This is a genomic window from Brachybacterium timonense (assembly GCF_900258505.1).
Lineage (GTDB): Bacteria > Actinomycetota > Actinomycetes > Actinomycetales > Dermabacteraceae > Brachybacterium > Brachybacterium timonense.
This window is the reverse complement of sequence record NZ_LT984895.1, coordinates 886,799-899,398: the sequence shown is the minus strand read 5'-3', so window position 1 is coordinate 899,398 and position 12,600 is coordinate 886,799. Positions and strand designations below refer to the sequence as shown.

Below are 12,600 nucleotides of genomic sequence, written 5' to 3'. Positions count from 1 at the left end.
TATCTGGGGCAGAGCTTGACCCTGTTTTTACTCAGCTGCACCGGAACTCACCGTGTCTTTCCCTGCACGGTGACAGGTGCCGCAGCGGAGGCATGCACGTATCGCGGCGACAGCGGGTGGCTGCATCCACACCTGCGGGTGGCCCCTCGTCCCCTGCACGCGCCTGCACGCACGCGAGAGGCCGCCACCTCACGGTGACGGCCTTGCGTGGAATGTCCATGTGCTCAGCCGTGTGCATACACGACCGTGCACACCTCCGGATCAGCGGTAGGTGACGAAGCCCTTCGGGGATCCCCAGATGGAGCGCTCCATCACGACGCGGCGCGAGCTCGAGGCATCGATGACCTTGCCGTCTCCCGCGTAGATCCCGACGTGACCGGACCACACGACGATGTCGCCGGGGCGAGCCTCGGAACGGGAGATCCAGCGGCCCGCGCTGGCGATCTGCCCGGAGGTGCGGGGCGTGGAGATGCCGTGCTGGGCGTAAACCCAGTGCACCAGGCCGGAGCAGTCAAAGCCACGGCCCGGGGAGGACGCGCCGAGCACGTAGCGGCTGCCCAGCTGATTGCGGGCAGTCGACACGATGCTGCTGCCACGGGCACCACCGGTGGAGGAGCTCTCCTCCGAGTCCTTCTGACGAGACGACGACTTCTTACCCGCGCGATCGTGCTCATCGTCGGAATCGTCACTGCGGTCGGATCGCGTCGAGGAGCGGCTCGAGCGCGAATCCTCCGAGCGGGTCTCCGAGGAGCGGCTCGAGCGCGAATCCTCCGAGCGGGTCTCCGAGGAGTCCTGCTCGTCATCCTCGAACACCTCAGGGGCAGCGACGGAGATCGCGCCGGCAGTGGGCGCCAAAGCGGTATCAGCACCCTCAACAGCCTGCGACTGCGCGCCAGGAATGGTGACGGCGTCTGCAGAGGCGGCAGGGATCACGGAGGAGGCAGGGCCCTCAGCCTGAGGAGCAGCGTCGGAGCCGGAGTCAGCGGTGGCAACAGAGCCACCGGTGGCCATCATCCCCAAGGCCACCGCGGCGCTGGCGGCGAAGCGGCGGCTGCGGACGATGGGGGTGACGGTGCGCATCTGGCGACGGTGCGTGTTCTTCACAGACTTCGACACAGTTGAGCTCCCGGCCCCGTTCACGCCTTGCTCGAATCGCAGACCTTGTATCCGGCGCGTTCTCGGGGCTTCCGGGCAGGTCATGCCGGGCTCGTCTGCCAGGCACGGCTACAACTTTAGGAGGACCCCCGGCCCGATCCGAGGGCTACGAAGATGTTCTGAGCAAGGTTTGACCTGGGCTTTACTCGTCGGCCGGCGCGGTGACGAGGAACTGACCTGCGGCGACGTCATCGAGCGCGAGGCTGTTCCCCGAAGCGGTCTCGAGAACGATCGCATCAGCGATCCGTCGCGCCTGGATGTGCGTGCCGGGAAGAATGCCCTGACGTGCAATGTCGTCCAGGAGTTCGCGGTCAGCCTGCGCCCATTCACCGATGCGGGCGAGCACCAGGTCCACCGGGCCGTCGTCATGAAGAGCTCGCGTGAGCGGGCGCATATCGCTGGCAGAGGCTTTACCGAGCGGCGTGACGCCGGTCTCGAGATATGGGCGAGACTCACGGGCAGTTGACGCGATGGCGTGGGCAGCACCCCCGGGGTCTGCCCCCTCGCCCGTCGGTCGGTCCCCGCCTGTCGAACGATCCTCGCCCGTCGAATCCCCGGGGTCCGTCGGCGTATCGGAACCCATCGATGCTTCGGCAACCTGCGGGTCAACACCCAGCTCGCGCAGACCGGGAATGGGGTTGCCGAACGGGTCGAGGTAGGGCGGGGCGAGTGCCGCGGCGATGCGCTTTTCGACCTCGCGGCTCATGACGTGCTCCCAACGGCAGGCCTCATCGTGCACCTGCGCAATATCAAGCCCGATCACGTCCAGCAGATGCCGCTCAGCCAGCCGGTGCTTGCGCATTACAGCGGTAGCGGTGCGTCGGCCCTCATCGGTCAGTTCGATGACGCGGCCGCTACCCAGCCGGAGCAGGCCATCACGTTCCATACGCGCCACAGTCTGAGAGACCGTGGGCCCGGAGTGACCGAGGCGCTCAGCGATACGGGCGCGCATCGGGGCGATCCCCATCTCACGCAGCTCGTACACCGTCTTGAGGTACATCTCGGTGGTGTCGATCAGGTCGCCGCTCATGAGCCGGCCTCCTTCGCATCAGACCGAGGGCAGTCTATCCGCGGTCATGTCACGGTTGTTCTCTCGACAGTGAGGGCAGGGCCTGCACGGACCGTCGCCGCGTGGAGACACCACGGCGGCCGCCCCCGGTCGTGGAGAGCGGCCGCCGTCGAGTGGTCGATCAGGCCTGGGACCGGATGATCTCGCGCATGAGCTCGGCGGTCTCGGTGGGGGTCTTGCCCACCTTGACGCCGGCGGCCTCGAGGGCCTCCTTCTTCGCCTGCGCAGTGCCGGCCGAGCCGGAGACGATCGCGCCCGCGTGGCCCATGGTCTTGCCCTCCGGAGCGGTGAAGCCCGCGACGTAGCCGACCACCGGCTTGGTCATGTTCTCCGCGATGTACTTCGCAGCGCGCTCCTCGGCGTCGCCGCCGATCTCGCCGATCATGACGACACCGACGGTCTCCGGGTCCTTCTCGAAGGCCTCGAGAGCGTCGATGTGGGTGGTGCCGATCACCGGGTCTCCGCCGATGCCGATGCAGGTGGTGAAGCCGATGTCGCTCAGCTCGTACATCATCTGGTAGGTGAGCGTGCCGGACTTGGAGACCAGGCCCAGCTTGCCGGCGCCGGTGATGTTCGACGGCGTGATGCCGGCGTTGGACTTGCCGGGGCTGATCAGGCCTGGGCAGTTCGGGCCAATGATGCGGGTGCCGCCCTTGGCCTGCGCGTAGTTGAAGAACTCGGCGGTGTCCTTGACCGGGATGCCCTCGGTGATGACCACCAGCAGTTCGATGCCCGCGTCGATCGCCTCGATCGCGGCATCCTTAGCGAACTTCGGCGGCACGAAGATCACCGAGACGTTCGCGCCGGTGGCCTCCATCGCCTCAGCGACGGTGCCGAACACCGGCACGTCGTGGCCCTCCTCGAAGGACACGGTCTGGCCGGCCTTGCGGGGGTTCACACCGCCAACGATGGCGGTGCCGGAGTGGAGCATGCGCTGGGAGTGCTTCATGCCCTCCGAGCCGGTCATGCCCTGGACGATGACCTTGCTGTTCTCGTCAAGAAAGATAGACATGGGAGGTTCGGTTCACTTTCCGTTCGCAGCGAGCTCGGCGACCTTCGCGGCGCCGCCGTCCATGGTGTCGGCCAGGGTGACCAGGGGGTGGTTGGCGTCGGCAAGGATCTTGCGACCCTCCTCGACGTTGTTGCCGTCCAGGCGCACGACCAGCGGCTTGGTGGCGGCGTCGCCGAGCTTGCCCAGTGCGCCGACGATGCCGTTGGCGACCGCGTCGCAGGCGGTGATCCCTCCGAAGACGTTCACGAACACGGCGGTCACCTGCTCGTCGCCGAGGATCACGTCCAGGCCGTTGGCCATCACCTCGGCGGAAGCACCGCCGCCGATGTCGAGGAAGTTCGCGGGCTTGACGCCATGCTTCTCACCGGCGTACGCGACCACATCGAGGGTGGACATGACCAGGCCTGCACCGTTGCCGATGATGCCGACCTCGCCGTCGAGCTTGACGTAGTTGAGGTCCAGGGCCTTGGCCTTGGCCTCCAGCGGATCCTCCGCCTTGGTGTCGACCAGGGCGCCGTGGTCCTCGTGACGGAACTCGGCGTTGTCGTCCAGGGTGACCTTGCCGTCCAGCGCGACGATGTCGCCGGCGCCGGTCTTCACCAGCGGGTTGACCTCGACCAGGGTGGCGTCCTCGTCCCGGTAGACCTCCCACAGCTTCTGCAGCACGGGGGCGACCTTCGCGCCAGTCTCGGCGTCGAACTTGGCGGCCTCGACGATCTCCTTGGCCTTGGCCTCATCGATCCCGACGTTGGGGTCGACGGCGACCTTGGCAAGAGCCTCAGGACGCTCGACGGCGAGCTGCTCGATCTCCATGCCGCCCTCGACGGAGCACATGGCAAGGTAGTTGCGGCTCGCGCGGTCCAGCAGCAGGGAGAAGTAGTACTCCTCGGCGATGTCGGCGCCGGCAGCCACCATGACGCGGTGCACGGTGTGGCCCTTGATGTCCATGCCCAGGATCTCGGCGGCCTTCTCCTCGGCCTCCTGCGGGGACTTCGCGATCTTGACGCCGCCGGCCTTGCCGCGACCGCCGGTCTTGACCTGGGCCTTCACGACGACGACGGGGGTGCCGAGCTGCTCGGCAGCGGCCTTGGCGGCGGCCGGGTCCTCCGCGACGACTCCTCCGAGCACGGGGACCCCGTGCTTCTCGAAGAGGTCGCGGGCCTGGTATTCGAACAGGTCCACGGGGGTGTCTTCCTTCCGATTCGGCAGCGGGCGGTGGCCGCTCTCGGCCTCGGTGCCGCCCCTGTGATCGACGCCAGCGTAACGCGTCTCACGCGCTGGTCGCACCGCGGATCAGGACCTCCGTCCCGCACTCCGGAAAATCTGCCGCATGTCACGTCGTCGGCACCCGATGCGCACCCGTGCCACGAAGACGCGCAGGAGGCACCTCTACCATGACCGCATGAGCCCTCGACCCCGCAGCCTCACCCAGCGGATCCGCGACACCCTTGGGTTCAGCGTGGTCGCGATCCTGGTCCTGTTCATCCTGTTGCGCCTGGTGGGCGTGCGCTCGACCATCCCGAGCCTGTTCCTGTCGATCATCATCACGATCGGTCTGAACGTTGGCCTGTCCTATTACTACGACCACCGGGCGCGGTCAGGGCGAGCTTCGGGCCGGCGCGACGACCGTGTCGACGAGGACATCCGCTGGCGGCGCGCAGATCCGGACGACCGCGACCGCCGACGGCGCGACGAACGAGACCGACAGCCCTTTGACGGCCGCGACCACCATCACCCGGGGCGGCGCGATCGAGACCGACGATTCTCTGACGGCCGCGACCGCCATCCCCGCGATGATCGAGATCGGCCCCGGGAGTACGACCCCCGTCGGCCCGAATGGACAGGCACGGACCACGAGAACAGCCGGGTGGGCAGGCGGGACGACAGGAGGGATACGCGTGGCTGACTGGCGCACGTACGCAAAAGCCGCACGAAACACCGCACGGAAGCAGGCGCCGGGCGCGCGCCGAGCCGTGGAGGAGACCGCACGCCGCTCCGCTGAGCGCGCCGGGGTCTACGCGCGCGCTGCCCGCACGGCCGCCGATGAGGGCACACGGGAAAGCCGCGGCCAGCTGCGTCGTGATGCGGATCAGTGGCGCCGACGCTCCAGCGCAGCCGTGACCGTGGCCGGGCGTCGGGCGCAGAAGGCGCAGATCGGCAAGCGAATCCTTGCCGCCGTCCGTGACGCTCTGATCATGGGTGCCGCGCTGTTCGCCATCTGGTTCGTGGTCACGCGCACGGGCGTGCAGATCCCGTTCCAGGTCGTGATCGGTGTGGTGCTCGCGGTGATGGTGTTGCGCTTCGGCTGGGCGTTGTACGCACAGTTCGCGCCGCGTGGCCGCGCCGACGACAAGCAGGGCGGGCCCGGCGACGAGCCGGACCGCGCCGACGAAGAGCACAGACGGTGACAAGCCCGCAACAGACGGAATCCCGTCGGCCGAATCCGACCTCCCGCAGCGCCTGGCATCGCCGGGCTGGTCGACCTGTCTCCCTGTGGATGCTTGCGCTCATCGCGCTCGTCCTGACCCATCCTTTCGTGCCGCAGTCCCGATGGCTGCTGGTGCACATGGTGACGCTGGGCCTGGTGACCACGTCGATCATGATCTGGGGCCAGCACTTCGCTGAAGCGCTGCTGAAGACACGACTGGGGCCCGAGACCCGGCCGATGCAGGTGCGGCGGATCTGGCTACTCACCGTCGGTGTGGTGGTCGCAAGTGCCGGCATCGTCGGCGCGTGGCCGGTGGTGGTGCTGCTCGGGGCGCTTACGATCTCCGCGGCAATGCTCTGGTATGCGTGGGCGCTGGCTGCGCAGATCCGCGCGTCCATCGCGCCGCGTTACGGCGCGACAGTGCGGGCGTACGTGATGGCGGCCTGTCTGCTGCCCGTCGGCGCTGTGCTGGGCACGCTGCTGGCTTTCAGTCCAGGCGAGCCGTGGCAGGGACGCCTGCTCCTGGCGCACCAGATCGTGAACGTGCTGGGCTTCGTGGGGCTCACGGTGGCGGGCACACTGCTCACCCTGTGGCCCACTGTGCTACGCACCGCCCTTCCTGCGGTGGTGGTGCGACGCAGCGGATATGGCCTGCCGGTGATGGTTCTTGGCGTGCTCGGCGCTGGCGTCAGCGCGACGCTGGGGATCGCGGTGGCGGGTGCACTGTTCATCGCGGTGTACCTGGGCGGCCTGCTGTGGCTGTGTCTGGGGCTGATGCTCGCTGCTCAGCTCTCAGCGTCACGCCCGCATCGGATCGAGCTTCCCTGGTTCCCGATCCTGTCGATTGGCGCAGGGGTGACGTGGTTCGTCCTGTCTGTGGCGGGACTGCTGGTGCTCTGGCTCACGGTGCGCACCGAGCCGATGGGTACCTCGCTGCTCGCCCAGGACGTGCAGGCGCTCACCGTGCCGTTCGTGGTGGGCTTCGCGCTGCAGGTGCTGCTGGGAGCGATGAGCTACCTGATGCCGACGGTGATGGGCGGCGGCCCACGGGCCGTGCGGGCATCGCTCGCAGTGATGTCCCGTGCGGCGGCTTTCCGAGTCGCCGTCGTGAATCTTGCTCTCGTGCTGTTCGTCGCCGCGCAGCTGCCTGCGGTCGGCGGCGAGGTGATCTTCGCGGGCGCCACATTTGGCACCGGGAGCCTCGACGCATTCGGCTCGTGGAGCCGCGTGCTCGTCTCCGCCGGGGCCTTCCTGGGGCTCGCCTGGTTCGTTGTGCTGCTGGTGCAGATGGTGATGGTGAGCCTGCGTGAGCGTCAGGCGGCGCAACTGGACCGCGATGTGCCACCGCCCGCTGCCGCACCCGACACCGTCCGCACGCAGCCGTCTGCGTCCCAGTCTGCACACTCGGCACGCGCGACGTCGCGCCAGGGCGGGCCCCCAACGGTCCCCAGTCCCGCCGACTCCACCAGCCCAGTCCAGCGCCGTCACCTCACCGGTGTGTTGCTCGGCACCGGCGGTGTGCTCGGCCTGAACGCGATGGGCGGGGCGCTCGACCGCTTGGCTGCTGGTGGCGCCGCCGGCGCTCCGTCGGGCTCGTCGGCCGGTGGCGGTGCTGGGCGCAAGGAGTCCGCAAGCGCGGTCTCCCCCACCGGACGCACCACCACGATCACCGTGTCGATGAACGCGATGCGGTTCACGCCTGATGTGCTCACCGTGCCAGCGGGCGACCGCCTCGTGATCGAGCTTCGCAACGACGACGCGGCTGAGGTGCACGACCTCGTGCTGGATAGTGGCGTGACCTCAGGTCGTCTCTCCCCTGGCGAGTCAGCCACCGTCGATGCAGGCGTGATCGGCCAGGACGTCGCGGGCTGGTGCTCGATCGTCGGCCATCGCGCGATGGGCATGACCCTAGCGGTGGTGGCGCAGGGCGCCTCCACGCAGACGCCGGGTGGGGGCGGCGGCTCCGACGGGTCGGGCACGACGGTCGATGCTCTCACCCCGGTTGTCGCTGATCTGCAGGCGGCCCCGTCGGCCGATCATGCACGACGCGACCCGGTGCTGCCGCCTGACCCCGGACCTGACCAGCGGCTCACGCTGGAGATCACCGAGCACGACCTCGAGATCGCGCCTGGCGTCACGATGGCAGCGATGACCTTCGGTGGCGGTGTGGTGGGGCCGGTCATCCGCTCGCAGCTGGGCGGACGTCTCACCGTGGACCTGGTGAACAACGGCTCGATGGGGCATTCGCTGGATCTGCACGCCGGGCGGGTCTCTCCCGACGCGGTGATGCGCACGATCCCACCCGGCCAGTCGCTCGAATACACGATCACCACCGACTATGCGGGCGTGTGGCTCTACCACTGCTCGACCATGCCGATGACGGTCCACCTCGCTGCCGGCATGCTGGGCGCGCTCATCGTGCCGCCCGAGGGTCTTGCCGCTGCCGACCGCGAGTACGTGCTGGTGCAGTCGGACCACTATCTGGTTCCCGAGGGCGCCGAAGGATGGGCGACGCCGTCGGTGCAGAATCCGGCCGACGACGGCGCCTGTCCGCTGTGCGAGCCCGATGATCCCGTGGCGGCACACCCGGTGAGCCCGGAGAAAATCGCCGCCGAGCGGCCCGACGTCACGGTGTTCAACGGGCACGCGAATCAGTACGTGCATGAGCCGCTGACGGCGAAGGTCGGCGAGCGCGTGCGCATCTGGGTGCTGGCCGCTGGGCCGTCGCGCGGCATCTCCTTCCACGTGGTGGGCGGCGTGTTCGACACCGTCTTCGCGGAGGGCGAGTACCTGCTGCGACCGGACACCCCCACCGGCGGCGGCGCCCAGGCCCTCCATCTGGGTGCGGCGCAGGGCGGCTTCGTGGAGCTCGTGTTCGATGAGCCCGGCACCTACACGGCGGTCAATCACGTCTTCGCCGATATGGAGCGTGGGGCACGAGCGCTGATCGAGGTGACGGCGTAACGCCGTCGCCGCTGTTCGCTGTCACTCCAGGGACGTACATCGAGGGACGTATTCGTGGAGCCGCGGCAGTATTGGCACGGCTCCACGAATACCGCCACCACTCGACATCCCCCAGACCAAACCCGCCTGAACCCGCCACCGGAGCCGGACCAGCCCGCCCCGGAGACGGATCAGCCCTCCCCGGAGCCGGATCAGAGCGCCGCGTTGATGGCGTCGACGCTGGCCTTCGCGTCCCCGAGCAGCATGTCGGTGTTCTCGTGGAAGAACAGCGGGTTCTGCACACCGGCGTAGCCGGCGCCCATGGAGCGCTTGAACACGACCACATGTTTCGCCTCCCACACCTTCAGCACCGGCATGCCGGCGATCGGCGACCCGGGCTGCTCCGCGATGGGGTTGACGGTGTCGTTGGCGCCGATCACGAGCACCACGTCCACGCCAGCGAAGTCGTCGTTCACTTCGTCCATCTCGAGCACGATGTCGTAGGGCACTTTGGCCTCGGCGAGCAGCACGTTCATATGGCCCGGCAGGCGCCCGGCGACGGGGTGGATCGCGAAGGTGACGTCCACGCCGGCCTGGCGCAGCGTGCGGGCAAGGTCCGCCACGGGGTACTGAGCCTGCGCGACAGCCATGCCGTATCCGGGGGTGATCACGACCTTTGTGGCGCCCTTCAGCAACGCTGCCGTCTGTTCAGCGGTGATCTCCGTGTGCGGCGCGTGGTCGGTGTCCTCGGCAACCGCACCGCCGTCGGAGCCGAAGCCGCCCAGGATCACGGAGACGAAGGAGCGGTTCATGGCCTTGCACATGAGGTAGCTGAGGTACGCGCCGGAGGAGCCCACGAGGGCGCCGACGATGATCAGCAGCGGGTTGCCGAGCATGAAACCGGCAGCAGCCGCAGCCCACCCGGAGTACGAGTTCAGCATGGAGACGACCACGGGCATATCGCCGCCACCGATCGCCGCCACCATGTGCACGCCGATCAGCAGGGCGATGACGGTCATCAGCAGCAGGCAGCCCCAGGCGAGCGGCCCGTGCCCGTCGGTGAGCACGAAGCCGACCCCGAGCAGCACCACCACGATGATCGCGGCGAGGTTCAGCAGGTGCCGCAGCGGAAGCATGAGCGGGGCGCCCTTGATGCGGCCCGACAGTTTCAGGAACGCGACGATCGAACCGGTGAAGGTGATCGCACCGATGAAGATGCCCAGGTACACCTCGGCCAGGTGGAACACCTCGACGTCAGGTGTGACGCCCTGCGGTTCGAGGAAGGAGTTGTAGCCGATCAGCACGGCGGCGAAGCCCACGAAGCTGTGCAGCATGGCGATCAGTTCGGGCATGCCAGTCATCTCGACGCGGCGGGCGCGCAGCACGCCGATCACGGCACCGATGCCCAGGGCGAGGATGATCAGCAGCAGCGTCACCAGTGCCGGATGCTGGGTGTCCGGTTCGGCGTGGGAGACGGCGACGGCGCGCAGGATGGTGGCGCCGACGGCGATGGTCATACCGATGATGCCGAAGGTGTTGCCGCGCTGGGCCGTGGTCTGCTTCGACAGCCCGGCGAGCGCGAGGATGAACAGCAGGGCGGCGATGATGTATGCCAGGTTGGACAGGCGCAGCGCCCATGCGAGCAGCTCGATTTCCATCAGGCGTCCCTCCTGAACATGCCGAGCATGCGGTGCGTGACGGTGAACCCGCCGAAGATGTTGATCGAGGCCACCACGATGGCGAGGAAGGCGAGGGCGCTGACGGCCCAGTTGCTGGAGCCCACCTGCAGGATCGCGCCCACGAGGATGATTCCGCTGACCGCGTTGGTCTCACTCATCAGGGGTGTGTGCAGCGCGTGGGTGACGGCGGTGATCACGTAGAAGCCGACGACGACAGCGAGCAGCAGCACCACGTACTGGCCGGCGACCGCGAGCGGGCTGGCGAGGATGAGGCCGGCGCCGAGCAGTACCCCGAGTGCCGCCCAGACGCCACGGCCCAGGCGATTTCCCGAGGCCGCGTCCGCCTCTGGATCGTCTGCGCCCATCTGCGCGGCGTCACCGGAACCGGCTGCTGCGCCAGCCGCGTGGGCGTTGGCGTTCGCGCCTGTGGCGCCGGTCGCGGGGGCGGCGGAGACCTGCACAGGTGGCGGCGGCCACAGCACGTCGGCCACAACGCGGGGCCGTTCACCCTCGCGGTCGATGCGGGCACGGGTGACGGTGATGCCGCGGATGATCTCGTCGTCGAGGTCGATCTGCAGCATCCCGTCCTTCTCGGGCGTCATCAGGGTGAGAAGGTTGACGATGTTCTGACCGTACAGCTGGGAGGCCTGGGCAGGCAGGCGGCCGGCCAGGTCGGTGTGCCCCACGATGGTGACCCCACCGTCGGTGGTGATGACCTCACCGGGCACGGTCAGCTCGCAGTTGCCGCCGCTGGCGGCGGCCATGTCGACGATCACGCTGCCGGGGCGCATGCCGGCGACGTCCTGGGCGGTGAGTAGGCGTGGGGCGGCGCGCCCGGGAATGTTGGCGGTCGTGATGACGATGTCCGTGGCGGCGGACTGCTCGGTATACAGCCGAGCGGCCGCCGCGGCCTGCTCGGCAGTCATCTCCTTGGCGTAGCCGTCCTCCGACCGCTCGGCCGCCGCGGGGATCGGCACGAACTCCGCACCCATCGAGGCGACCTGCTCGGCGACCTCCGGGCGCAGGTCGGTGGCGCGGACGACGGCTCCCATCGAGTTCGCGGTGCCGATCGCGGCGAGCCCGGCGACCCCGGCGCCGATCACGTAGACCTCGGCCGGCGGGATCTTCCCGGCGGCGGTGACCTGGCCGGTGAACAGACGGCCGAACACCCCGGCCGCCTCGATCACGGCGCGGTAGCCGGCGATGTTCGCCATGGAGGAGAGCACGTCCATGGACTGTGCGCGGGAGATGCGCGGGACGGCGTCCACGGCCAGGCCCGTGATCGCCCGCGACTCGAGCTCCTCGACGAGCTCCGGATGACGACCGGGGGCCATCCGGGAGATGAGGACGCGCCCCGGGCGGATGCGCTCGCGCAGCTCCTGCGGGGGGACGTCGAGGGTGATGAGGACGTCGGCGTCCCACACCTCGTCCCCGACCACGGCGGCCCCGGCCTGCGCGTACTGCTGGTCGGGGAAGGCGGCGCGGTCGCCTGCTCCCGACTGCACCTGGACCTCGTAGCCGAGGCGGATCAGCTTGGTGACCGTGTCCGGGGTGGCTGAGACCACCGCCTGGGCGGGATCCGGTTCTCGCGGGATGCCGATGAGCATGCGCAGTCGCTCCTGGGGACGAGGGGTCGGCCGAGGACGGGCGGCGGCCGAAGACCGGGCCCGACACTCTAGCGTAGGGGTGGGAGGGGCGCTTCGGCGCGGCGTTCGTCCCCTTCGGGGACCTTCGCAGCCCCGCAGGGCGGACCGCCCCCTAGGCTCCCGGAGTCCCTGCGGCGCTCCGTGGTCCCGTCCCCGCCGCTCCGCCGACCGTGAGAAGGACATGCCCACAGCCCCGGATCCCACTGACGGTCCCGTCCGTCCCGCCGCCTCCGGCCGCCGCTCGTGGCACCGCCGTGCGGCCCGTCCGGTGTCGGTCTGGATGCTGCTGCTGGTGGTCGCCGTCGTCGCGCATCCGTGGGTCCCCCAGTCGCGCTGGCTGATCGTGCACATGGTGACCCTGGGGCTGATCACCACCTCGATCATGGTCTGGGGCCAGCACTTCGCTGAGGCGCTGCTGAAGACCCGGCTCGGCGAGGAGTCCCGGCCCCGACAGGTGCTGCGGATCCGCCTGCTCTCCGTCGGCCTGACGGTGAGCGCGACGCTGCTGACGCTGTGGCCCACCGTCCTGCGCACCCGCCTGGATCCCGCGGGCACAGCCCGCGCCACTCTCGGGCTGGTGGGGATGGGGGTCGGGGTGCTGGGTGCACGGCCGGCGCGCTGACGGGCTGGGCGGTGCTGGGATGCCTCGCGCTGCTGCTGCACCTCGC

The 12,600-nt window shown here is 69.0% G+C and carries 10 protein-coding genes; 4 read left to right on the top strand and 6 right to left on the bottom strand.

The window, feature by feature from the left end; all coding sequences use genetic code 11:
• Positions 1-261: 261 nt before the first annotated feature.
• The 4 genes from C8271_RS03815 to sucC all read right to left on the bottom strand — a co-directional run bounded on the left by C8271_RS03815 (position 262) and on the right by sucC (position 4,418).
• On the bottom strand, positions 262-1,116 hold the full coding sequence (locus C8271_RS03815; protein WP_170957793.1) for a C40 family peptidase: 855 nt from the start codon (positions 1,114-1,116) through the stop codon (positions 262-264).
• 181 nt (positions 1,117-1,297) lie between these two features.
• Complete coding sequence (locus C8271_RS14425) at positions 1,298-2,185, bottom strand: metal-dependent transcriptional regulator (protein ID WP_106506181.1); 888 nt, start codon at positions 2,183-2,185, stop codon at positions 1,298-1,300.
• A 160-nt stretch (positions 2,186-2,345) separates the two neighbouring features.
• Positions 2,346-3,236, bottom strand: a complete 891-nt coding sequence (gene sucD, locus C8271_RS03805; RefSeq protein WP_106506180.1) for a succinate--CoA ligase subunit alpha — start codon at positions 3,234-3,236, stop codon at positions 2,346-2,348.
• 12 nt (positions 3,237-3,248) lie between these two features.
• Positions 3,249-4,418 carry an ADP-forming succinate--CoA ligase subunit beta gene (gene sucC / locus C8271_RS03800; RefSeq protein ID WP_106507864.1) on the bottom strand — a complete coding sequence of 390 codons (1,170 nt, stop codon included), beginning with the start codon at positions 4,416-4,418 and terminating at the stop codon, positions 3,249-3,251.
• 220 nt (positions 4,419-4,638) lie between these two features.
• Here sucC and C8271_RS14090 point away from each other — a divergent pair, with 220 nt between their 5' ends.
• From C8271_RS14090 to C8271_RS03785, 3 genes are read left to right on the top strand one after another with little or no spacing between them, the layout of a single operon-like run.
• The gene (locus C8271_RS14090; RefSeq protein ID WP_245920859.1) at positions 4,639-5,142 is read left to right on the top strand and encodes a hypothetical protein; all 504 of its coding nucleotides are present in this window, start codon (positions 4,639-4,641) and stop codon (positions 5,140-5,142) included.
• On the top strand, positions 5,135-5,644 hold the full coding sequence (locus C8271_RS03790) for a hypothetical protein (RefSeq protein WP_212591319.1): 510 nt from the start codon (positions 5,135-5,137) through the stop codon (positions 5,642-5,644). Before C8271_RS14090 ends, C8271_RS03790 begins: the two co-directional genes overlap by 8 nt.
• The gene (locus tag C8271_RS03785; RefSeq protein ID WP_342751934.1) at positions 5,641-8,628 is read left to right on the top strand and encodes a multicopper oxidase domain-containing protein; all 2,988 of its coding nucleotides are present in this window, start codon (positions 5,641-5,643) and stop codon (positions 8,626-8,628) included. Before C8271_RS03790 ends, C8271_RS03785 begins: the two co-directional genes overlap by 4 nt.
• A 191-nt stretch (positions 8,629-8,819) precedes the next feature.
• Here C8271_RS03785 and pntB read toward each other — a convergent pair whose 3' ends face one another.
• Positions 8,820-10,265 carry a Re/Si-specific NAD(P)(+) transhydrogenase subunit beta gene (pntB, locus tag C8271_RS03780; protein WP_106506178.1) on the bottom strand — a complete coding sequence of 482 codons (1,446 nt, stop codon included), beginning with the start codon at positions 10,263-10,265 and terminating at the stop codon, positions 8,820-8,822.
• On the bottom strand, positions 10,265-11,893 hold the full coding sequence (locus tag C8271_RS03775) for a Re/Si-specific NAD(P)(+) transhydrogenase subunit alpha (protein ID WP_106506177.1): 1,629 nt from the start codon (positions 11,891-11,893) through the stop codon (positions 10,265-10,267). The genes pntB and C8271_RS03775 overlap by 1 nt, the downstream gene beginning before the upstream one ends.
• Positions 11,894-12,113: 220 nt before the next feature.
• Here C8271_RS03775 and C8271_RS03770 point away from each other — a divergent pair, with 220 nt between their 5' ends.
• Entirely contained in the window at positions 12,114-12,554 is a 441-nt protein-coding gene (locus C8271_RS03770; protein WP_212591318.1) for a hypothetical protein, read from the top strand.
• Positions 12,555-12,600 lie beyond the last annotated feature (46 nt).